Raw genomic sequence first — 21,411 nt, 5'->3', positions numbered from 1 at the left:
ACACGTCTGAGGAGACAGTGCTGTGACCGGGATCAAGACGACCGGCGAGAAGAAGCTGATGCTCTTCTCCGGCCGCGCCCACCCCGAGCTGGCCGAGGAGGTCGCGCACCAGCTGGGTGTCGGCCTCGTGCCGACCAAGGCTTTCGACTTCGCGAACGGTGAGATCTACGTTCGCTTCCAGGAGTCGGCTCGTGGCGCGGACTGCTTCCTGATCCAGAGCCACACGGCTCCGATCAATAAGTGGATCATGGAGCAGCTGATCATGCTCGACGCTCTGAAGCGGGCTTCCGCGCGGAGCATCACCGTGATCATCCCGTCGTACGGCTACGCCCGTCAGGACAAGAAGCACCGTGGCCGTGAGCCGATCTCGGCCCGTCTGGTCGCCGATCTGCTGAAGACGGCGGGTGCGGACCGGATCCTCACGGTCGACCTGCACACGGACCAGATCCAGGGCTTCTTCGACGGCCCGGTGGACCACCTGTCGGCGCTCCCGGTCCTCGCGGACTACGTGGGCAGCAAGGTGGACCGTTCGAAGCTGACGATCGTGTCTCCGGACGCGGGTCGTGTGCGGGTGGCGGACCGCTGGTGCGACCGCCTCGACGCGCCGCTGGCGATCGTGCACAAGCGCCGTGACAAGGACGTCGCCAACCAGGTGACGGTCCACGAGGTCGTCGGTGACGTCCGTGGCCGTGTCTGTGTCCTGGTGGACGACATGGTCGACACGGGTGGCACGATCTGCGCCGCCGCCGACGCGCTCTTCGCGCACGGCGCGGAGGACGTCATCGTGACGGCCACGCACGGCATCCTGTCCGGGCCGGCCGCCGACCGTCTGAAGAACTCCAAGGTCAGCGAGTTCGTCTTCACGGACACGCTGCCGGTGCCGAGCTCCCTGGAGCTGGACAAGATCACGGTCCTGTCGATCGCCCCGACGATCGCCGCCGCGGTGCGTGAGGTGTTCGAGGACGGTTCGGTGACGAGCCTCTTCGAGGAGCACTGACAGTTTTCGACGATGGGCCCGCTTCCTGATCAGGAAGCGGGCCCTTCGCGTACGCCCCCGATGATCCAATTGGGCGGCTCGGCCGTGGCCGAGTAGACTGCCGTAGTTGCTCGGCGAGGGAGGCCGTACCCGTGGTGGTACGGCGGTCCGTTATCGACGCGCTCTTCGTAGCAGGCCATCGCCAGTCGTGGCCGGGTGACAGGTCACATTCGTCACCTTTACTACGAGGAGTGCACATGTCCGAGGTGAAGCTCGCCACCGAGACCCGTACCGAGTTCGGCAAGGGTGCGGCGCGCCGCGTCCGCCGCGAGGGCAAGGTCCCCGGCGTTCTCTACGGTCACGGCACCGACCCGGTCCACATCACCCTGCCGGGCCACGAGCTGCTGCTCGCCCTGCGTACCCCGAACGTCCTGCTCTCCCTCGAGCTCGAGGGCAAGAACGAGCTGGCGATCCCGAAGGCCGTGCAGCGCGACCCGCTGAAGGGCTTCCTGGAGCACGTCGACCTGCTCCTCGTGAAGCGCGGCGAGAAGGTCACCGTCGAGGTCCCGATCGAGACCGAGGGTGAGCTGGCCCCCGGCACCTTCCTGGTGGAGCACGTGCTGAACACGCTCTCCGTCGAGGCCGAGGCCACCCACATCCCCGAGTCCGTCACGGTCTCCATCGAGGGCCTGGAGGCCGGCGCCTCCATCCTCGCCAAGGACATCGCGCTGCCGAAGGGCACCTCCCTGGTGACCGACGCCGACGCCGTCGCCATCCAGATCCTGGCCGCGCAGGCCGAGGAGCCGGCCGCCGAGGGTGAGGCCGCCGCCGAGGGCGAGGCCGCCGAGGGCGCCGAGGCCTGAGCCGTAGGCTCTGCTTGACGCGACGGGGTGACGGGCCGTTCGGGCCCGTCACCCCGTTTCTTCTGTTCCCATGCCGGTACGCACACGAGGAGACGAGACCCCCATGACGGACGACGCGAACGCCCCCTGGCTGATCGTCGGCCTCGGCAACCCGGGGCCGGAGTACGCGGCCAACCGCCACAACGTGGGCTTCATGGTGGTGGACCTGCTCGCGGACCGCATCGGCGGCAAGTTCAAGCGGGCGCAGAAGGCGCAGGCGCAGGTCGTGGAGGGCCGGATGGGCCCGCCCGGACCGGCCAACCGCCGGGTGATCCTCGCGAAGCCGATGTCGTACATGAACCTGTCGGGCGGTCCGGTGACGGCGCTGCGCGACTTCTACAAGGTGCCGACGGCGCACGTCGTGGCGGTCCACGACGAGCTGGACATCGACTACGGGGTGCTGCGGCTGAAGATCGGCGGCGGCGACAACGGCCACAACGGTCTGAAGTCGATGACGAAGGCGATGACCGCGGAGTACCACCGGGTGCGGTTCGGCATCGGGCGTCCGCCGGGCCGGATGCAGGTCGCGGACTTCGTCCTGAAGGACTTCTCCTCGACGGAGCGCAAGGAGCTCGACTACTTCGTGGACCGGGCGGCGGACTCCGTCGAGTGCCTGGTGGCGGAGGGTCTGGAGCGCGCGCAGTCGGCGTACAACTCCTGACGGTCGGGCCGTCGCGGTACGACTGTACGATCGCGGGTCATGACGCACGCCCGTAACGCCGCCATGGCCCTGATCGCCCTGCTGCTCCTCGTCGCGGGGGCCTGGTCGTCGTGGGGAACGGCGCAGCACGTCCTGCTCTCCAAGGGCCGTGAGCACGGCACGCTGACGGTGACCGGCTGCAACGAGGAGACGTGCAGCGGCCGTTACGCACCGTCCGGTCCGCCGTCGACGCACACCACCCTGACGATCGACCACTCGGTGGCGGCCGCCAAGGGCCAGACGCTGCCGGTGGTCGTGAAGCCGGGCACGAGCGAGGCGGTCCGCACGGGCTGGGGCGGCGGCCTGCACGCCTGGCTCCCGCTGGGCGGAGCACTGCTCCTGGCGTCCCCGCTGATAGGCGGCGGCCTGCGGCTGACGCGGACGGCGTGGTCGATGGCGGGGGTGGGCGCGGTGCTGCTCGTGGGGACGTTCTTCGCGCTCTGATTGTTACCGGCCAAGGGTGATGAGTGGCCGAAAACAGCCGCTAAGCTGCGCGTCTGCCACCTCCCACGGCATCCCTCATCCCAGATGGACGACTGCACATGCGACGATCCCTCATCATCCCGACCGGCGCCCTGGTCGCCGCCGTGGCGGGCTCCCTGGTGCTGGCCCCGGCGGCTTCGGCCACCGGCAAGCCCAACGGCGACAACGGCACCGTGAAGATCCACGACTCGAAGACCGGCGAGGAGCTCCGTCAGAACGAGCCCAAGGTCTGCACCTTCTACGTCGACGCCTTCGGCTTCGACGCCGGCCAGAAGGTGAACTGGCACATCGAGGCCTGGGCCAACAACGACCAGGACAAGGGCACGACGGTCAAGTCCGGCCTCATCACGCTCGACGCCGACGGCCATGAGCGCACCGAGGACATGACGCTCCCGAACGGCCAGTACAAGCTGTTCTGGAACTTCGAGGGCGAGAACGGCCGCGCCAAGCACAAGGTCTTCAAGACCGACTGCCCGCCCGCCGAGACGGAGACCCCGGGCACCGGCACCCCGAGCACGGGCACCCCGGGCACGGAGACCCCGACCGGCACGCCGACCGGGTCGGCGACCCCCGGCACTCCGGGCGGCACCGAGACGCCGTCCGCCACCGACTCGGCCTCCGCCGGCGCGACGCCGTCCGCCTCCGGCGGCACCGGCACCGGTGACCTCGCGGAGACCGGCTCTTCCGCCCCCGTCGGCATCATCGCCGCCGTCGCCGTCGCCCTCGCGGGCGCCGGTGGCTTCCTGGTGACGCGCCGCCGCAAGGCCCAGCAGCACTGAACCCCGTAGCGACGACAGTGCCCCTGCCGGAATCCGTGGATTCCGCCAGGGGCACTGTCGCATACGGGCCCTGAGGCCTCAGCCGGTGTTGCGCAGGCCCGCCGCGACGCCGTTGACCGTGAGGAGCAGGGCTCGGGCGAGCAGCGGGTCCGGGTCCTCGCCGCGCTCGGCGGCGGCCCGCTGGCGGGCCAGGAGGGCGACCTGGAGGTAGGAGATCGGGTCCAGGTAGGCGTCGCGGATGGCGAAGGTCTGCTGGAGGACCGGGTTGGAGTCCAGGAGCTTCTGGCCGCCCGTGATGCGCAGGACCTCGGCCACGGTCAGGTCGTGCTCGGCCTTGATGGAGTCGAAGACGTGCTTGAGCTCGTCCGGCACCAGCGTGTCCACGTAGTGCTGGGCGATGCGCAGGTCGGTCTTGGCGAGCGTCATCTCCACGTTGGAGAGGAAGTTGCGGAAGAAATGCCAGCGCTCGTGCATCTCCTCCAGGACGCTCTCCAGGCCCGCCTCGCGCAGCGCCTTGAGACCGGAGCCGACGCCGAACCAGCCGGGGACGATCTGCCGGGACTGCGTCCAGCCGAAGACCCACGGGATGGCCCGCAGACCGTCGAGGGAGACACCCGAGCCCGGGCGGCGCGAGGGCCGCGAGCCGAGATGCAGGTCGGCGAGCTGGTCGACGGGGGTCGAGGCGAGGAAGTACGTCGGCAGGTCCGGGTCCTCGACCAGCCTGCGGTACGCGGCGTGCGCGGCCTCGGAGGCGGTGTCCATGGCCGCGTCCCAGCGGGCGAGGGCCTCGTCGGACTGGCGCGGCGCGGTGTGCAGGGCCGAGGCCTGGAGGGTGGCCGCGACCGTCAGCTCCAGGTTCTCCCGCGCCAGGGACGGGATCAGGTACTTGTCGGAGATGACCTCGCCCTGCTCGGTCACCTTGATCTCGCCCTCCAGGGTGCCCCAGGGCTGGGCGAGGATCGCGTCGTGCGAGGGGCCGCCGCCTCGGCCGACGGTGCCGCCGCGGCCGTGGAAGAGGCGGAGGCGTACGCCGTATCGGTGGGCGACGTCGCGCAGGCGGCGCTGGGCGCGGTGGATCTCCCACTGGCTGGTGGTGATGCCGCCGAACTTCGAGGAGTCGGAGTAGCCGAGCATGACCTCCTGCACGTCGCCGCGGAGCGAGACGAGGCGGCGGTACGAGGGGTCGGCCAGCATGTCGTTGAGGATGACGTCGGCGGCCTTGAGCTCGTCGGTGGTCTCCAGGAGCGGCACGATGCCGATCTTGGCCCAGCCGGCGTGCAGGTCGATGAGGCCCGCCTCGCGGGCGAGGACCGTGGCGGCGAAGACGTCGTCGGCGCCCTGGCACATCGAGATGATGTACGACTCGATGACCTCGGGGCCGAAGCGCTCGAACGCCTCCTTGACGGTGCCGAAGACACCGAGCGTCTTCTGTCCGGCGGCGTCCAGCGGCGCGGGCGTCGGGCCGAGCGGGCGGCGGGAGCGGAGCTCCTTGGCGAGCAGCTTCTGCCGGTAGTCGCGGGGCATGTCCGCGTACCGCCAGGACTCCTCGCCGAGCCGGTCGAAGAGCTGGCCGAGTGCGTGGTGGTGGGCGTCGGCGTGCTCGCGGACGTCCATGGTGGCGAGCTGGAGGCCGAACGCGGACAGGGTGCGGATGGTGCGGTCCATCCGGCCGTCGGCGAAGAGGCCGCCGCGGTGCTCGCGCAGCGAGGTCTGGATCAGGGTGAGGTCGTGGACGAGCTCGGCGGTGCCGAGGTAGTCGCGGCCCTCCTGGTGCGGGGTGCCCTTGGCGAGCCGCTCGCGGGTGTTGACGAGCTTCTGCCGGATGCAGGTCGCCTTGAGGCGGTACGGCTCCTCGGCGTTGAGGCGCTTGTAGCGGGGGCTGATCTCCGGCAGGCGCTCCAGGTCGCGCTGGAGGGAGGTGAGGAGCTCCTCGGTGGCGCCGGTGTAGCGGATCGAGTTGGAGAGCAGTCCGCGCAGGTAGTCGACGAGTTCGAGGGCGTCGGTGATGCCGTGCTCGTGCTGGAGGATCAGCACGTCCCAGGTGACCTGCGGGGTCACGTTCGGGTTGCCGTCGCGGTCGCCGCCGATCCAGGTGCCGAAGGTGAGCGGGCGGGTGCCGGCGGGCAGCTCGATGCCGACGCGCTCCAGCTCGGCGGCGAGGTCCTCGAGAACGTCGCCGACGGCGCCGGCGTGCAGCTCGTCGAGGTAGTAGATGGCGTTGCGGGCCTCGTCGGCGGGCTCGGGGCGGACGACCCGGAGCTCGTCGGTCTGCCAGATGAGGTCGATGTTCTCGGCGAGCCGCAGGTCGACACGGCGCCGGTCGGCCTCGATCACCGGGGTCTCCAGGAGGGCGGCGATCCGGCGGAGCTTGTTGAGGACCGAACGGCGGGCGGCCTCGGTGGGGTGCGCGGTGAAGACCGGCCGCACGTTGAGGTTCCGTACCGTCGCACGGACGTGCTCCGGGTCGCCGTCCTTCAGCATGTCGGCGGTGCGCGCGAGCAGGCCGCCCTCGGCGGCACGCTTCTCGCGCATCTCACGGCCTCGGTGCACCTGCTCGGTGACGTTGGCCAGGTGGAAGTAGGTGGAGAAGGCGCGCACCAGCTTGGTGGCGGTCTCCAGGTCGGTCTCGCCCAGCAGCTCGGCGGCCGCCTCGCCGCCCTCGCGGGTGAGCCGGCGGACCTTCTCGACGAGGTCGAGAAGGTCGCGGCCCTCCTGCCGGACGAGCGTCTCGCCGAGCAGGTCGCCCAGTCGGCGGATGTCGGAACGCAGCTCGGCGCTGGCGGTGGGGGTCTGGTCGGCACTGCTCACAGGTGCGGCTCCTTGCAGTGTTCGGGCACATCTGGAGGGGTACTGGAGGCTTGCGGACCGCGCTGTCCGACGCACACAGGATAGGTGTCCATCCCTTGGACACCATCTAGCCCCTCGTGTGCCCTCTTGCCGCGCGCCCCGGCGCTGCCATACTTACGTCGCCGTAGGTTACGGTCCCGTAGGCGCGGCTCCTTTCCCTCACCCTCACCCCCCAGGGGACACCCATGACCTCCAGTCCCGAGGTGCTCGAAACCACCGTCCAGGACCCCTCCGAGACCGACCTGCCCTCCGCCACGCTCGGCGGCGACAGCAAGCGATCGATCGAGCAGATCGCTCTGCTGCTCTTCATCACGGTGCCGTTCGTGGCACTGCTCGCGGCGGTCCCGCTGGCCTGGGGCTGGGGCGTGAGCTGGCTCGACCTGGGCCTGCTGGTGGCGATGTACTACATCGGCTGCCACGGCATCACGATCGGTTTCCACCGGTACTTCACGCACGGCTCGTTCAAGGCGAAGCGGCCGCTGCGGATCGCCCTGGCGGTCATGGGCTCGCTCGCGGTGGAGGGCCCGCTGGTGCGGTGGGTGGCGGACCACCGCAAGCACCACAAGTTCTCCGACGCGGAGGGCGACCCGCACTCGCCGTGGCGGTTCGGCGAGACGGTGCCGGCGCTGATGAAGGGCCTGTGGTGGGCGCACATCGGCTGGATGTTCGACGAGGAGCGCACGCCGCAGGCGAAGTACGCCCCTGATCTGATCAAGGACCCGGCGATCCGCCGGATCTCCCGCGACTTCATCTACTGGACGATGCTGTCCCTGGCCATCCCGCCGCTGGTGGGCGGTCTGGTGACGATGTCCTGGTGGGGCGCGTTCACCGCGTTCTTCTGGGGGTCGCTGGTACGGGTCGCGCTGCTGCACCACGTGACGTGGTCGATCAACTCGATCTGCCACGCGGTCGGCAAGCGCCCCTTCAAGTCCCGTGACCGCTCGGGCAACGTGTGGTGGCTGGCCGTCCTGTCGTGCGGCGAGTCCTGGCACAACCTGCACCACGCGGACCCGACGTCGGCGCGCCACGGCGTGCTGCGCGGGCAGGTCGACTCCAGCGCGCGGCTGATCCGCTGGTTCGAGCAGCTCGGCTGGGCCTCCGACGTGCGGTGGCCGAACGCCTCCCGGATCGAAGCCCGGCGCCGGGGCGAGCCCGTCGACGCGGCATGATGGAGAACGTGGCGATCGACGGCAGTACCAGCGGCACCAGCGGAACCGGAAGCAGCGAGAGCAAGCCCCGGCGTGGCCGCCGGGTGCGGATGACGGGGGCGGAGCGCCGGGAGCAGCTGCTGGACATCGGCCGGACACTCTTCGCCGCGAAGGGCTTCGAGGGCACGTCGGTGGAGGAGATCGCGGCGAAGGCCGGGGTGTCCAAGCCGGTGGTGTACGAGCACTTCGGCGGCAAGGAGGGGCTGTACGCGGTCGTGGTCGACCGGGAGATGCGGCAGCTGCTCGACATGGTGACGGGGGCGCTGACGGCGGGGCATCCGCGCGAGCTCCTGGAGCAGGCGGCGTTCGCGCTCCTCGACTACATCGAGCGGTACACGGACGGCTTCCGGATCCTGGTCCGCGACTCGCCGGTGGCGCAGTCGACGGGCACGTTCGCGTCGCTGATCAGCGACATCGCGACGCAGGTGGAGGACATTCTGGGCCTGGAGTTCAAGGCCCGCGGCTTCGACCCGAAGCTGGCACCGCTGTACGCGCAGGCGCTGGTGGGGAGCGTGGCGCTGACGGGGCAGTGGTGGCTGGACGTCCGCAAGCCGAAGAAGGCGGAGGTCGCGGCGCACCTGGTGAACCTGGCGTGGCACGGCCTGGACGGCCTGGAGCAGAAGCCCCGATTGATAGGGCATCGCAAGAACTGACGGGTACGACGGGGCCGGGGCGTCAGGGCCAGGCCCTGACGGGCAACGGCGGGAGGCCGGCGGGCGTCCCGGGCGCCACCCGGCTCGCCGTGGGCCCGCCCCTCCCCGCACGGATTCCCGTTCCTCGGGTGTCACCGATGGGAGGTATGCTCCCGAGCACATCCGGGGGGGTGTTTCGCCCTTCGTCGCGCCAGTCTGTTCGCGCGGAGGCGCCGCGGACCCCCACCCCCGGTCCGCCGATTTTTCTAGATCCCTGGGGGGGATCTCTTGCGTCTCGCTTTCTCCAAGCGCGCGCGCCGTGTCGCGACCTGCACCGCGCTCGCCCTCTCCGCCGGCATGCTGCTGGCGCCGCCCGCCTCCGCCGACGAGCGGCCCGGGCCCTCCGTGAAGGAGCCCAAGCGCTCCTTCACCCAGCCCGCGAAGCCCGACCTGTCGAAGCTCGACGCGGGCAACGCGCGCCTCGGCCGCCAGGCGACGACCGCGGGCGTCTCGCCGGTCCGCTTCGACACGGACGGCGACGGCAAGAGCGAGCTGATCTACCGCGCCTGGGACGGCGGCACCTACGTGACGCCGTCGACCGCCGAGGGCGGCGAGTTCTTCAGCAGCGACGGCAACGCCGCGCCCGCGAACGACATGATCCCGATCGGCGACCAGGACGCCAACGGCAAGCCCGAGGTCCTCGTCGTCTCCCCGTACGGCACGCTGCGCCTGTACTCGACCGATACGGCGACCTCCGGCACGTACCGCTGGCAGGGCGGCGGCTGGACCATCTACAACAAGGTCTTCTCGCCCGGTGACGTCAACGGCGACGGCCGCGCGGACCTGATCGGCCGCCAGCACAACGGCGAGCTGTACCTCTACCTCGCCTCCGGCAACCTCTCCGCGCCGTTCGGCCCCCGCGCCAAGATGGGCACCGGCTGGAACATCTACGACCAGGTCGTGGGTGTCGGTGACAACGACGGTGACGGCAAGGGCGACGTCATCGGCCGCTCCTACGACGGCAAGCTGTGGTTCTACGGCTCCACCGGCTCCACCACCGCGCCGTTCAAGGGGCGCATCGAGGTCGGCTCCGGCTGGAACATCTACAACCAGCTCATCGGCATGGACGACCTGAACGGCGACGGCGCCGCCGAGCTGTTCGCGCGCGACCTGAGCGGCGCGCTCTGGGTGTACCCGGGTCTCGGCAACGGGCGCATGGGCGACCGCGCGCAGACCGCCGGCACCGGCGCGTTCGACAACGTCGACCAGTTCGGCGGCAGCGGCGCCATCCCGGCCTTCGGCAAGCGGGCCCTGATCGGCAAGGACAAGGCCGGCCTGATCTGGTGGTACGGCGGGCTGAACACCGGTCTCCTCAGCGCGCGCGAGCAGGTCGGGAACGAGGGTGGCTGGGGTCCGGCGAACCTGGCCTTCGCCTCCTCGCTCAACGACTCCGGCGCGGCCACGCTGCTGCAGATCTACGACAACCACCTGTACGACAACTTCATCGAGCACGACTTCGGCTCCGGCTGGAACATCTACAACCTGCTGGTCGGCCCCGGCGACCTGAGCGGTGACGGCAAGGGCGACCTGCTGGCCCGTGACAAGTCGGGTGTCCTGTACCTGTACAAGGGCAGCGGCACGGGTGACCACCTGGCCACCCGGATCAAGATCGGTGCGGGCTGGAACGCGTTCAACCAGATCGTCGGCGCGGGTGACTACTCGGGCGACGGCCGGGCGGACATCGTGACCCGTGACAGTGCCGGCAATCTGTTCCTGTACCGGGGCACCGGCTCCGCCACCGCGCCGTTCATGGCGAAGGCGAAGATCGGCTCCGGCTGGAACACGTACACCAAGCTCGTGGCCCCCGGTGACCTCACCGGCGACGGCAAGGCCGACCTGCTGGGCATCAACGCGGCGGGCGAGCTGTGGCGCTACTCGCCGTCCGGCGCGGCCTCCTTCGGCCCCCGGGTCAAGATCGGCACCGGCTGGCAGATCTACACCAGCGTGTACTAAACAGCAGAGAAGACGCCCCGCACCGGGTCTCCGGTGCGGGGCGTCTTCGTGTGTCCGGCCGTGCTAACCGTGGTAACCGTCCCCCTGTCACGCCGGCTTCGTCGCCAGGGCGAAGATCCGGCGGAACGGGAAGACCGTTCCGTGCGGCCCCGGCGGGTAGGCGGCGCGCAGGAGGTCGCGGTACTGGGTGAGGAAGGCGTCCGTCGCCTCCTTGTCGCCCTCCAGAGCGGTCAGGACGGGGCGCAGGGCCGTGCCCTTGACCCAGTCGAGGACGGGGTCCTCGCCGGTGAGGAGCTGGGAGTAGGTGGTCTCCCAGACCTCGGTCGCGCAGCCGAGTTCGGTGAGGCGCAGGAGGTAGTCGGCGGGTTCGAGGATGTGGACGAAGCGGCGGCCCTCTCCGTCGAGCCGGGATCGCCACTGGGGCATGTCGCAGAGTTCACCGAGCAGGGCGTGGCTGGGCGCGGTGAAGTTGCCGGGGACCTGGAAGGCGAACGTTCCGCCGGGCTTGAGGGCGTCGACCCACGGAGCGAAGGACTCCGGGTGGTTGGGGACCCATTGCAGCGCGGCGTTGGAGACGATCAGGTCGTAGGGCTCGTCGGGCGTCCAGTGCGCCGCGTCGGCGGGGCGGAAGTCGAGCCAGCCGCCCCCGGCCGTGGTGCCCGCCCAGTCCTTCTCCGCCCGTTCCAGCATGTCCGGGGAGAGGTCGAAACCGGTGATGTGGGCGTCGGGCCAGCGGTCGGCGAGCAGGACGGTCACATTGCCGGGGCCGCAGCCGAGGTCGGCGATCCGGGCGGGTGTGGCGACAGTGGGAAGTCGCGGTATTCGGGAGAGCAGGTCGAGAAACGGACGTGTGCGGTGGCCGGAATGCCGCAGGTACTGCTGGGGATCCCAGGTTGGCGCGGTGGACGCGGAGGATGGTGCGGAATACATGTTCGAGCCCCCTTGCTGGAACGAGCTGCCGAAGCGGAACTAGGTCCCGGCCCCGTCCTTCCCCATAGTCCATCCGAATATATCTTGACGTCAAGAGACTTTATGTCAACAGACCCTCTACACTGATCGTCATGGAGGACGAGGTCGACCGGTTGGTCGCTGCATGGCGCCGCGAGCGCCCGGACCTCGACGTGGAACCGCTCGAGGTGCTCAGCCGCGTCTCGCGGCTCGCCCGGCACCTGGACCGCGCCCGTCGGCTCGCCTTCTCCGAGCACCAGCTGGAGCCCTGGGAGTTCGACGTCCTCACCTCGCTGCGCCGCGCGGGGGCCCCGTACCAGCTCTCCCCCGGCCAGCTCCTCACGCAGACGCTGGTCACCTCGGGCACCATGACCAACCGCATCGACCGGCTCACCAAGAAGGGCCTGGTCGAGCGGCTCCCCGACCCCAGCGACCGGCGCGGGGTCCTCGTCCGGCTCACCCCCGAGGGCCGCGACCGGGCCGACCAGGCGCTCGCCGGGCTGCTCGCCCAGGAGCGGGCCATCCTGGCCCAGCTCTCCCGCGGCGAGCGCGGCGAACTGGCGGCGCTGCTACGCCAGCTGACCGCCCCGTTCGACAACATCCCCGGCTAGGTCGGCGGACAGCTCGGCGGGCCCGACCCCGGCCCGGCGGGCCAGCGCGACGGCGGCGAGCGTGGAGTGCACGCCCAGCTTCCCGAGCACGTTCTGCATGTGCGTACGGACGGTGTGCGGGGAGAGGAACAGCCGCTCGGCGACCGCCTTGCGGCCCAGGCCCGCCACCATGCAGCGCAGCACCTCGCGCTCGCGCGGGGTCAGCGACTCCACCAGCTGCTCGCTCTCGGTGCGGTGCTTGCGGGCCGCCGTCAGCTCCCGCAGGACGCCGGTGAGCAGGGCGGGCGGCAGATGCGTCTCGTCGCGCAGGACGCCCCGGATCACGGCCAGGAGCCGCTGGAGCGAGCAGTCCTTGGCCACCCAGCCCGACGCCCCGGCCTGCAGCGCGAGCGCCGCCCGGTGCGGGTCGTCCTTCTCGGCGAGCACGACCGTACGGACGGCGGGCTGGACCGAACGGACCCCGGCGACCAGGGAGATGCCGTCGACGACCCCGTCGCCGCCGTCCGGTACGGCCTGGGCGACCGGCAGCGCGCCGGTCGGGCCCGCGACCGCGCCCAGGTCGGCGTCGACCAGCATCACGTCGTACCGGCGCGACTCCGCGACCGAGCGGTCGAGACAGCGCAGCGCGGCAGGGCCGCTGCCCGCGGCGGAGACGTCGACGTCGGGCTCCGCCGCGAGCGCGGCGGCCAGCGACTCGGCGAAGATGCGGTGATCGTCCACCACCAGGACCCGGATGCGAGCCACGGACACCCCCAAGTGTCGAGGAGCGGAACCGGCGCGGGTACGGCGCCGGGGACGGGGGTCCGTCGATCGCACGGCCGCCGCCGTGCAGTGACTGCTACCCCGTCCCGGGCGCCGTACCCGACTGGCTCTTACCCCCTGATGCACGCCGGCCCCCACCGGCGCTGTGCTCAGAGTACGGGTGGGGGGCGGCAGGGGAAGGCAATTGGGAGAACTGACCGAACACGGTCGGTACGGGTGCGATCCCCGCGTACGCACGCGACAGAAGACGACAGTCCCGAAGGCGGTCCGGCAGGTGGTCCGGCCGGAGGTCCTTCAGATGGTCCGGCCGGCGGTCCGGCGGATGGTCCGGGCGGCGGTCCGGCGGATGGTCCGGCCGGCGGTCTCACTCCCGGCGGGCGCCCGCCGACGGGACCGCCGGGAAGATCCCCGGCGCGGCGAACCCCGCCCCGGCGAAGGCCTTCTCGACCGCCGCCGCCACGGACTCCGCCCGTTCCTCGGGCACAAGAACGACCGCCGAGCCGCCGAAACCGCCGCCCGTCATCCGCGCGCCCAGCGCTCCGGCCGCGTTCGCCGCCTCGACCACGAGGTCCAACTCGGGGCAGGAGACCCGCAGATCGTCCCGGAGGGAAGCGTGGCCCTCGGTGAGGACGGGGCCGACGGCCGCCGCGTCCCCGGCGTCGAGGAGGGCGATCGTCCGCTCGACCCGGTGATTGTCCGAAACGACGTGCCGGACATAGCGACGAACCGATTCCTCGCTCAAACGCGCGAGGGAATCGGGCAGTTGCACGTACGGGACTTCGCGCAGCGCGCGCACACCGAGCGCCCGCGCACCCGCCTCGCACCCGGCGCGCCGCTCCGCGTACGCGCCGTCCCCGAGGGCGTGCTTCACCCGGGTGTCCACGACGAGGAGCCGCAGCCCCTGCGCGGCCAGGTCGAAGGGGACCTGGCGGTACGAGAGGTCACGGGTGTCCAGGAAGAGCGCGTGGCCCTCGATGGCGCACGCGGACGCCATCTGGTCCATCACCCCACAGGGGACGCCGACGAAGGCGTTCTCCGCGCGCTGGGCGAGGACGGCCAGTTCGGGGCGGGAGAGCCCGAGGCCGAAGAGGTCGTTCAGGGCGAGCGCGGTGACGACCTCCAGGGCGGCGGAGGACGACAGGCCCGCCCCGGTCGGCACGGTGGAGGCGAGGTGGACGTCCGCCCCGGTGACCGGGTGCCCGGCCTCGCGCAGCGCCCAGACGACGCCGGCGGGGTAGGCGGCCCAGCCGGCGTCGGCGGCGGTACGCGGGTCGAGCGCGGCCACGTCGAGCCGGACGACACCGCCCTCGACGTCGGCCGAGTGGACCCGCAGCACCCCGTCGGCGCGCCGGGAGACCGCGGCGACGGCGGTGTGCGGCAGGGCCAGCGGCATCACGAAGCCGTCGTTGAAGTCGGTGTACTCGCCGATCAGGTTGACCCGCCCGGGGGCGGCCCAGACACCCTCAGGCGCCGCCCCGTACAGCGCCTCGAACTCGCCCGCCACGCTCATCCGCGCCCCAACTCCCGCTCTCTCGCGAACGCCCAGGCGTCCCGCACGATGTCCGCCAGGTCCGGGCGGGACGGAATCCAGCCGAGCCGCTCGCGCGCGGCCTCCGCCGAGGCGACGAGCACCGCCGGGTCGCCGGGGCGGCGCGCGGCCATGACCTCGGGGACCGGGTGCCCGGTCACCTTGCGGACGGTCTCGACGACCTCGCGCACGGAGAAGCCGTTGCCGTTGCCGAGGTTGCAGATCAGGTGCTCGCCCCCGGTCATGGCGTCGAGGGCCAGGAGGTGGGCCTCGGCGAGGTCGGCGACGTGGATGTAGTCGCGGACGCAGGTGCCGTCCGGGGTCGGGTAGTCGTCGCCGTACACGTTGATCGCCTCGCGGCGGCCCAGGGCGACGTCGAGGACGAGCGGGACGAGGTGCGACTCGGGGTCGTGGCGCTCCCCGCACGTCCCGTACGCGCCCGCCACGTTGAAGTACCGCAGCGAGACCGCGGCGAGGCCGTGGGCGGCGCACTCGCCGCCGATCATGTGGTCGACGGCCAGCTTGGACGCCCCGTAGGGGCTGGTCGGGGCGGTCGGCGCGGCCTCGGTGATGGGGACGGACTTCGGCTCCCCGTAGGTGGCGGCCGTGGAGGAGAAGACGAGCTTGCGGACGCCCGCCGTGCGCATCGCGGCGAGCAGCGCCATCGTGCCGCCGACGTTGTTCTCCCAGTACTTCTCGGGCTTGGCGACCGACTCGCCGACCTGGGAGAAGGCGGCGAAGTGCAGGACGCCGTCGTAGGAGCCGTCGAGCCACTTCGCGGCGTCCTGGATGCGGCCCTCGACGAACCGGGCGCCGGCCGGGACGCCTTCGGCGAAGCCGGTGGAGAGGTCGTCGAGGACGGTCACCTCGTGGCCCGCCTCGACCAGGTGGCGTGCGACCGTGCTCCCCACGTAGCCCGCGCCGCCGGTCACCAGGTACTTGGCTGTCGCAGCCGTCATGCCGTTGCCACCTCTCGGAGTCGTGCGGCCGCCGTCTCCGGCGGTACGTCGTTCATGAACGCGCCCATGCCGGACTCGGTGCCTGCGAGGTACTTCAGTCTGCCGGGTGCCCGCCTGACGGTGAAAAGCTCCAGGTGCAGCCCGAACTCCGCGCGGTCCGCGTCGTCGACCGGCGCCTGGTGCCAGGCGGCGATGTACGGCGTGGGCGGCTCGCCGGGTCCGAAGATCCGGTCGAAGCGCCTCAAGAGTTCCAGATACGTCTGTGGGAAGGCTGTGCGGGCCGCCTCGTCGAGCGCCGGCAGGTCGGGCACCCGGCGGGTGGGGTGCAGGTGCACCTCGTACGGCCAGTGCGCGGCGTACGGGACGAAGGCGATCCAGTTCTCGTTCTCCAGGACCACGCGCACCCCGTCGGCCCGCTCGTGGGCGACGACGTCGTCGAAGAGGTTCCGTCCCGTACGGGTCCGGTGCTCGGCGGCCCGGCGCCGCATCAGCTCCGTACGGGGGGTCACGTACGGGAAGGCGTAGATCTGGCCGTGCGGGTGGCCGAGGGTGACGCCGATCTCGGCGCCCCGGTTCTCGAAGCAGTAGACCTGCCGCACGCCGGGGAGCGCGGCGAGTTCGGCGGTCCGGTCGGTCCAGGCCTCCAGGACGAGCGCGGCCCGCTCGGGGGTGAGGTCGGCGAAGGATGCCTCGTGGTCGGAGGTGAAGCAGACGACCTCGCACCGGCCGTTCTTCCCGGAGAGCGAGGGGAACCGGTTCTCGAAGACGGCGACCTCGTACTCCGGGGCCGGGATCTCGGTGGGTCGTCCGGCGCGGGAGGGGCAGAGCGGGCAGGCGTCGGCCGGCGGGTGGTAGGTCCGGCCCTGCCGGTGCGAGGCGACGGCGACGGAGTCCCCGAGGAGCGCGTCGTACCGGATCTCGGAGGCGGAGGAGACGGGGTCGAGCGGCCGGGTGTCGACGGCGTCGCGGACGGCGTCGTCCCGCGCGTCGTAGTAGATGAGCTCGCGGCCGTCGGCGAGGGTGGTGACGGTCTTCTTCACGGCGATGTCCTCAGCGCGGTGTCCACAACGGGGAACCAAACAGAACCACGCACAAGGAACCACAATCGAACATCGTCAGTCAACGCCGAGCGACCCCCGTCGGAGACGAGGGGCGACCGTTTCGCACCGATGTCCGGGCCGAGCTCCACCCTTACGGGTGTCCTCCCCTACAGGTGTTCGACTCCCCCCTTGCGGGTGTTCGGCCCCTCCCTTACGGGTGTTCGCTGCGCCCTTACGGGTGTTCGGTCCGCGCCCCCGGCACCGGCGCCCGGTCGAGCAGCCCGGTCCGCGCCGCCAGGGCCGCCGCCTCCAGGCGCGAGCCCACCCCCAGCTTCATCAGCACCCGCTGCACGTGCGTGCGCGCCGTGCTCGGCGCGATCCTCATGCCCGCCGCGATCAGCCGGGTGTCCTCGCCCTCCGCGACCCTGACCAGGACCTCCACCTCACGCGGCGTCAGCATCCGCAGCAGCCGCTGCCCCTCGTCGTCGGGCTGCGCCGACGGGTTGAGCAGCTCCGTGAAGGCCCCCTGGAGGAGCTGCGGCGCCACCGCCGCCTCCCCCGCCCGCGCCTTGATCAGCGCCCGCTCCACGCCCTCGATGCGCTCGTCGTGCCGTACGTAGCCCGACGCGCCGGCCGCGAAGGCCGCCGCGATCCCGCGCGGCGACGGCACCGGGCCGAGCACGACCACGGCCACCTGCGGCCGCTCGCGCTTGATCCGGACGATCGGGTCGAAGGTCCCCGGCTCGGCCGGGGCCGCCGTGCCGAGCAGGCACACCTCGGGCGCCCGGCTCACCACGAGATCCGCCGCGCCCGCCACCGGGGCGGCCGCCGCGAGCACCCGGTGCCCACGCAGTTTCAGTGCCGAGGCGAGCGCCTCGGCGAGCAGTCTGTGGTCGTCGACCACCATGAGCCGCACGCCCATCGAGCAACCCCTTAGTTCCCCCCTGAGGCCGTCCCCCGGCCCCAGCCACTCCGATGACCCGGCAAACTACACGTTCGTCCCCCCGGACTTCGAATACTTCGCCCGTCGGGGCCCCACGCAAACAGCCCGGCGCGCCGAGTGAATCGACGCGCCGGGCTGTGCGGTTGTGAGCCGGGGCTCAGTCGGTGGATCAGTTGGTGGAGAACCCGAGCGCCAGGTACTCCTTGTAGGAGCTCGTGCCGCTCGGCTTGCTGATCATGACGTCCGAGATGAACATCCGGCCGTTGGCGTAGAGGATCTCGGCGTAGTCGCCGGAGAAGGTGCCCTCCGCGTCGCGGACCGTCTTGTCGGACGGGTTCTCCATGAGCACGGTCGGCTTCATCGTGCCGCCGTCGATGGAGACGATCTGCCCGCCCATGTCGTACGGCGGCATCTTGTACGCGAGGAGGTTGCCGCCGTCCATGCGCAGCGGGACCATCGTCCACCGGTCGCCGGCGTCCGCCTTCTGGACGATCTGCTTGCCCGTGGTCAGGTCGAAGGCGAGGATCTCGTTGGTCTCGTCGCCGTACTCACCGGTGGAGCCCTCGCGCTCCTCGGTCGGCAGGTAGAGCCTGCCGTTGCCGACGACGACCTTGGTGCAGGTCTCGACCTCGGTGGAACGGCACTTGGCCGCGAACCGCTCGGCGTCCGCCGCGATCTTGACCTTCAGCTTGCCGGTCTTCTCGTCGATCGAGAAGAAGTCCGAGATGCCGCTGCCGTCGCCGGCGGTGTCACCGACGTCGGCCGCGACCACGAGCGGCTTGGTGGAGACGATCGCCGCGTACTCGACACCCGTGGGCATCTTGTACTGGGAGATCGGGGCGCCCGAGATCGGGTTCAGGTTCTGGATGACGACGTACTGGCTGTTGTACGAGCCGCACTTGCGCGCCGCGACCAGGCCCTCGCCGCCGCCGTAGCCCATGTCGTAGCAGCTCTCGGCATTGGCCTTGGGCTTCCAGCGCGGGTTGCCGTTCGCCAGGTCGAAGGCGGCGCCGCCGTCGGTGCCGCCGGCCGCGACGGTCGTCCCGCTGAGGGTGACCTCGCTGAACCTGGCCTTGTCGTCACCCGCGTTGCCGCCGGTGACGGAGGTGGACCACACCAGCTTGCCCGCGTTCAGGTCGACGACGCCGACCTCGGTGCACGGCTGGTAGAACTTCGGCCCGACCCGCTTGGTCGCCTCGAAGAGGATCGCGGTCTTGTTGTCGGCGGTGGTGTGCCGCGACGTGCCGCAGACCTGACCCGGCAGGGCCAGGGTCCAGAGCGGGGTGCCCTTGTCGAGGTCGCGGCCGACGATCGAGTTGACGTCCGTCTTCACGAACGCCTTGTCGGTGATCCAGGAACCGCTGACGTCCGTGGTGTCGTCGACCTTGGGCTGCGGCAGCTGGAACTTCAGCGAGGACTTGGTGTTAGCGGGCACCTTCTCCTTGCCGTTGCCGCCGAGACCGCCGCTCGCACCGTCCTTGTTCCCGCCGGTGGTCGCGCCGGTCGTGCCGCCCGCGTTGTCGTCCTTCTCGCCGCCACCGGAGTTGGCGTACCAGACCCCGCCGCCGACGATGAGGACGACGGCGACCACGGCGGCGATGACGATCTGCATCTGCGTGGACAGCTTCTTGCCGCCGCCCGCGCCGGCCGCCACGACCGTGGACGGCTGCGGCTGCTGCGGGTAGCCGTAGGGCTGCTGCGGCTGCTGCGGATACCCGTACGGCTGCTGCTGCTGCGGGTACCCGTACTGCGGCTGGCCCTGCGGCTGCGTCGGCGGCTGCTGGGGGTAGCCGTACGGCTGCTGCGGCGGCTGGGCCGGCGGCTGCTGCGGATACCCGTAAGGGGCCTGGTTCGGGGGCTGGTTCGGCGGCGGCGTGGGCGCGCCGAAACCACCCGGCGGGGGGTCCTGGGGCGCGCCGAAACCACCGGGCGGCGGGTCCTGCGGTGCGCCGAAGCCGCCGGGCGGCGGGCCCGGGGGCTGGTTGGGCGGAGGCGGAGGGGGCTGCGTCATGGTGTGGGTACCTCGGAAGTCATGGGGGCGGCGGCCGGCGAGACGTCGGCCGTGCCGACGGCGAGAAGCGCCGCCACGAACGCCGTCCGAACGGCGGTCGTGGGGCGCTTGCCCGGCTGCTGCGGTGGGGTCATCGGTGACGGACCGGCGTCACTTGCTGAAGGACATCATGGTCTTGGTCTCCTTCTCCTCCGCGTCGTTCTGCGCGCTGACGCGGCCGGCCGCCACGATGAAGTGGCCGCCGGAGTAGAGGTAGGCCGGGCTGTAGTAGTCGTCCTCGATCTCGGCCGTCGACAGCGGGTGCTGCTGCAGGATCTTCGGCGAGCCACCGGTCGGCGCGATGGTCGCGACGGCGCCGCCCTTGTCGTACAGCGCCTTCATGTAGACCACGACCTCCGAACCCTCCATGCGCAGCGGGGTGATCGTGCGCTCGGCGGGGGCGGCGGCGCGCCACTTCTGCTTGCCGGTGTTCAGGTCGAAGGCGACGACGGCGTTGGCCTGGCGGTACTCGGAGTCCGTCGCCATGTAGAAGGTGTTGGCGTCGGCGGTCACGCCGTTGCAGCCCTGGAGGTTGCGGCCGAAGACGACGAACGCGCCGCCGCCGCAGTCGGGGGCGTACTTGTCGGTGCCGCCCTGGATCTGCGAACGGAGCTTGCCGTCGGCGGTGACGGCGAAGACCGTCCACTTCTTCTCGTCGCGCTGCTGGGCGGAGACGACCAGCGGGTCCACCGAGTAGACCTTGTCGACCTCCCAGGTCGGCTTGAGCTTGAAGGTCCACTTCGGCTTGCCGGTCAGCGGGTCGATCTCGCTGACCTGCTCCTGCGGCTTGTTGACGTCGCCGGTGCGGCAGGCCGCGGCGGCGATCAGCTTGGAGCCGCCCGCGAAGGCGTACGGCTGGCACTGGCCCTCGGCCGGCTTGCCGAAGAGCTGCTTGCCGTCGGCGAGCGCGAAGCCCCAGGAGTGGTTCATGCCGGCCGCGGTCACCGTGGTGCCGCTGATGGCGAGCGTGATGTCGGAGAACGAGCTGAAGCCGGTGCCCTTGTCGAGCGACTTCTTCCAGCCGGCCTTGCCCGTCTTCAGGTTGATCTGCTGAAGGACGTTGCAGTCGGCGCGGTCGCCCGCCTTGTCGTTGATGGCGATGACGAGGCTGCCGTCGGCCGCGGGCTCGGGGGCCGCGGCGCAGACCTCGAAGGGCACGTCCAGGTTCCACTTCGGGGCGCCGTCGGCGAGACCGAAGCCGCTGATGCCCTTGTACATCGCCTTGGCGACGACGTCGCCGGAGACCCACGGGCCGAACACGTCGGCGCCGTTGCGGGGCAGGTCGACGTTGTTCTTCAGCAGCCAGTCGATCTTCGCCTCGCCCTGCTGGCGACCGGCGTTGAGGTCGTCCTCGCCGTTGCGGGCGCCACCGTCGCCGGTGCCGTCGCCCTGGTCGACGGACTCGGACGGCTTCGGAGCGCCGCTGGTCGCCGTCGGCTTGGCGACCGGCTTCTCCTCGCCGTCCCCGCTCAGCGCGAACCAGGTGCCGCCGCCGATGACGAGCGCGGCGGCCACGGCCGCGCCGATGATGACACCCGGCTTGCCCTTGAACGGGTTCTTGCCGCCGGGCGCGGGCGCCATGGGCTGCGTCGGGTAGCCGCCGTAGGCGTTCGGCTGCTGGCCGTACGGGTTGGGCTGCTGACCGTACGGACCCGGCTGCTGGCCGTACGGGCCGGGCTGCTGCGGGTACCCGTAACCGGGCTGCGTGGGCGGCTGCTGTCCCCCTGGGCCTTGCGGCCCGGGAGGTGCCCCCAGCGGGTAGCCGTAACCGGGCTGCGGGGCCTGGTCGTACGGGCCGGGCGCGGCGGGCGGCGGCGTCTGCGGGGCCTGGGGCGCCTGCGGCGGGACCGGCGGTGCCTGCGGCGGCATCGGAGGTACCGGCGGCGTGCCCTGAGGCGCGTTCGGCGCCGGGTTCTGCGGCGTGTTCTGAGCCGGGTCCGGGTTCGGTGCGCCGAAGCCCGGCGGCTGGTTGCTGGGCGGCTGGGTCATCAGCGCGTTCCCCCTTGATGTGAGCGGGTTTTCTTTCTACC

Annotated in this window: 18 protein-coding genes; 9 read left to right on the top strand and 9 right to left on the bottom strand. The window is 71.2% G+C overall.

Going from position 1 to position 21,411, the window contains the following annotated elements; translation table 11 throughout:
• Positions 1–22: 22 nt before the first annotated feature.
• The 5 genes from AB0F56_RS24460 to AB0F56_RS24440 all read left to right on the top strand — a co-directional run bounded on the left by AB0F56_RS24460 (position 23) and on the right by AB0F56_RS24440 (position 3,840).
• Positions 23–997: a ribose-phosphate diphosphokinase gene (locus tag AB0F56_RS24460; RefSeq protein WP_362013274.1), complete on the top strand. Its 975-nt coding sequence runs from the start codon at positions 23–25 to the stop codon at positions 995–997.
• 236 nt (positions 998–1,233) lie between these two features.
• Positions 1,234–1,839 carry a 50S ribosomal protein L25/general stress protein Ctc gene (locus tag AB0F56_RS24455; protein WP_362013273.1) on the top strand — a complete coding sequence of 202 codons (606 nt, stop codon included), beginning with the start codon at positions 1,234–1,236 and terminating at the stop codon, positions 1,837–1,839.
• Positions 1,840–1,942: 103 nt separating this feature from the next.
• Positions 1,943–2,539 (top strand): aminoacyl-tRNA hydrolase, encoded by a 597-nt coding sequence (pth, locus tag AB0F56_RS24450; RefSeq protein ID WP_362013272.1) that lies wholly within the window; start codon positions 1,943–1,945, stop codon positions 2,537–2,539.
• Positions 2,540–2,578: 39 nt separating this feature from the next.
• On the top strand, positions 2,579–3,022 hold the full coding sequence (locus AB0F56_RS24445; RefSeq protein WP_362013270.1) for a hypothetical protein: 444 nt from the start codon (positions 2,579–2,581) through the stop codon (positions 3,020–3,022).
• Between the two features lie 98 nt (positions 3,023–3,120).
• Positions 3,121–3,840 (top strand): LPXTG cell wall anchor domain-containing protein, encoded by a 720-nt coding sequence (locus tag AB0F56_RS24440; RefSeq protein ID WP_362013268.1) that lies wholly within the window; start codon positions 3,121–3,123, stop codon positions 3,838–3,840.
• A 78-nt stretch (positions 3,841–3,918) separates the two neighbouring features.
• On the opposite strand, the gene ppc is transcribed toward AB0F56_RS24440, so the two are convergent.
• Entirely contained in the window at positions 3,919–6,648 is a 2,730-nt protein-coding gene (gene ppc, locus AB0F56_RS24435) for a phosphoenolpyruvate carboxylase (protein WP_362013266.1), read from the bottom strand.
• Between the two features lie 224 nt (positions 6,649–6,872).
• Here ppc and AB0F56_RS24430 point away from each other — a divergent pair, with 224 nt between their 5' ends.
• From AB0F56_RS24430 to AB0F56_RS24420, 3 genes are all read left to right on the top strand, one after another.
• Positions 6,873–7,856 (top strand): fatty acid desaturase, encoded by a 984-nt coding sequence (locus tag AB0F56_RS24430; protein ID WP_362013264.1) that lies wholly within the window; start codon positions 6,873–6,875, stop codon positions 7,854–7,856.
• Entirely contained in the window at positions 7,853–8,548 is a 696-nt protein-coding gene (locus AB0F56_RS24425; RefSeq protein ID WP_362013262.1) for a TetR/AcrR family transcriptional regulator, read from the top strand. The genes AB0F56_RS24430 and AB0F56_RS24425 overlap by 4 nt, the downstream gene beginning before the upstream one ends.
• Positions 8,549–8,815: 267 nt before the next feature.
• Positions 8,816–10,540 (top strand): VCBS repeat-containing protein, encoded by a 1,725-nt coding sequence (locus tag AB0F56_RS24420; protein WP_362013260.1) that lies wholly within the window; start codon positions 8,816–8,818, stop codon positions 10,538–10,540.
• An 87-nt stretch (positions 10,541–10,627) separates the two neighbouring features.
• Here AB0F56_RS24420 and AB0F56_RS24415 read toward each other — a convergent pair whose 3' ends face one another.
• Complete coding sequence (locus AB0F56_RS24415; protein ID WP_362013259.1) at positions 10,628–11,470, bottom strand: trans-aconitate 2-methyltransferase; 843 nt, start codon at positions 11,468–11,470, stop codon at positions 10,628–10,630.
• Positions 11,471–11,601: 131 nt separating this feature from the next.
• Here AB0F56_RS24415 and AB0F56_RS24410 point away from each other — a divergent pair, with 131 nt between their 5' ends.
• Positions 11,602–12,099: a MarR family transcriptional regulator gene (locus AB0F56_RS24410; RefSeq protein WP_362013257.1), complete on the top strand. Its 498-nt coding sequence runs from the start codon at positions 11,602–11,604 to the stop codon at positions 12,097–12,099.
• Here the strand turns inward: AB0F56_RS24410 and AB0F56_RS24405 are convergent.
• The 7 genes from AB0F56_RS24405 to AB0F56_RS24375 form a co-directional block, all read right to left on the bottom strand.
• Positions 12,058–12,843, bottom strand: coding sequence for a response regulator transcription factor (locus tag AB0F56_RS24405; protein WP_362013256.1), 786 nt, complete (start codon positions 12,841–12,843; stop codon positions 12,058–12,060). The two genes, AB0F56_RS24410 and AB0F56_RS24405, sit on opposite strands and share 42 nt — an antisense overlap.
• 382 nt (positions 12,844–13,225) lie before the next feature.
• The gene (gene galK / locus AB0F56_RS24400) at positions 13,226–14,371 is read right to left on the bottom strand and encodes a galactokinase (protein ID WP_362013254.1); all 1,146 of its coding nucleotides are present in this window, start codon (positions 14,369–14,371) and stop codon (positions 13,226–13,228) included.
• Positions 14,368–15,348: a UDP-glucose 4-epimerase GalE gene (gene galE, locus AB0F56_RS24395; protein WP_362013252.1), complete on the bottom strand. Its 981-nt coding sequence runs from the start codon at positions 15,346–15,348 to the stop codon at positions 14,368–14,370. Before galE ends, galK begins: the two co-directional genes overlap by 4 nt.
• Positions 15,345–16,388 (bottom strand): galactose-1-phosphate uridylyltransferase, encoded by a 1,044-nt coding sequence (galT, locus tag AB0F56_RS24390; RefSeq protein ID WP_362013250.1) that lies wholly within the window; start codon positions 16,386–16,388, stop codon positions 15,345–15,347. The genes galE and galT overlap by 4 nt, the downstream gene beginning before the upstream one ends.
• Before the next feature lie 232 nt (positions 16,389–16,620).
• On the bottom strand, positions 16,621–17,310 hold the full coding sequence (locus tag AB0F56_RS24385; RefSeq protein WP_362013248.1) for a LuxR C-terminal-related transcriptional regulator: 690 nt from the start codon (positions 17,308–17,310) through the stop codon (positions 16,621–16,623).
• Between the two features lie 190 nt (positions 17,311–17,500).
• Complete coding sequence (locus AB0F56_RS24380) at positions 17,501–19,342, bottom strand: PQQ-binding-like beta-propeller repeat protein (protein WP_362013246.1); 1,842 nt, start codon at positions 19,340–19,342, stop codon at positions 17,501–17,503.
• A 150-nt stretch (positions 19,343–19,492) separates the two neighbouring features.
• Entirely contained in the window at positions 19,493–21,370 is a 1,878-nt protein-coding gene (locus AB0F56_RS24375; protein WP_362013244.1) for a PQQ-binding-like beta-propeller repeat protein, read from the bottom strand.
• Between the last annotated feature and the right edge of the window lie 41 nt (positions 21,371–21,411).

The organism is Streptomyces sp. NPDC026092 (assembly GCF_040638605.1).
Lineage (GTDB): Bacteria > Actinomycetota > Actinomycetes > Streptomycetales > Streptomycetaceae > Streptomyces.
Note: the sequence above shows the minus strand (reverse complement) of the source record. Positions and strands in the feature narration are given on the sequence as shown.

Coding starts and splice junctions, on each gene's coding strand:
- AB0F56_RS24415 (WP_362013259.1), bottom strand. CDS start 11,470: ATGTATTCCGCACCATCCTCCGCGTCCACCGCGCCAACCTGGGATCCC.
- AB0F56_RS24445 (WP_362013270.1), top strand. CDS start 2,579: ATGACGCACGCCCGTAACGCCGCCATGGCCCTGATCGCCCTGCTGCTC.
- AB0F56_RS24410 (WP_362013257.1), top strand. CDS start 11,602: ATGGAGGACGAGGTCGACCGGTTGGTCGCTGCATGGCGCCGCGAGCGC.
- AB0F56_RS24425 (WP_362013262.1), top strand. CDS start 7,853: ATGATGGAGAACGTGGCGATCGACGGCAGTACCAGCGGCACCAGCGGA.
- AB0F56_RS24385 (WP_362013248.1), bottom strand. CDS start 17,310: ATGGGCGTGCGGCTCATGGTGGTCGACGACCACAGACTGCTCGCCGAG.
- galE (WP_362013252.1), bottom strand. CDS start 15,348: ATGACGGCTGCGACAGCCAAGTACCTGGTGACCGGCGGCGCGGGCTAC.
- AB0F56_RS24440 (WP_362013268.1), top strand. CDS start 3,121: ATGCGACGATCCCTCATCATCCCGACCGGCGCCCTGGTCGCCGCCGTG.
- AB0F56_RS24455 (WP_362013273.1), top strand. CDS start 1,234: ATGTCCGAGGTGAAGCTCGCCACCGAGACCCGTACCGAGTTCGGCAAG.
- AB0F56_RS24430 (WP_362013264.1), top strand. CDS start 6,873: ATGACCTCCAGTCCCGAGGTGCTCGAAACCACCGTCCAGGACCCCTCC.
- AB0F56_RS24380 (WP_362013246.1), bottom strand. CDS start 19,342: ATGACGCAGCCCCCTCCGCCTCCGCCCAACCAGCCCCCGGGCCCGCCG.
- pth (WP_362013272.1), top strand. CDS start 1,943: ATGACGGACGACGCGAACGCCCCCTGGCTGATCGTCGGCCTCGGCAAC.
- AB0F56_RS24375 (WP_362013244.1), bottom strand. CDS start 21,370: ATGACCCAGCCGCCCAGCAACCAGCCGCCGGGCTTCGGCGCACCGAAC.
- galK (WP_362013254.1), bottom strand. CDS start 14,371: ATGAGCGTGGCGGGCGAGTTCGAGGCGCTGTACGGGGCGGCGCCTGAG.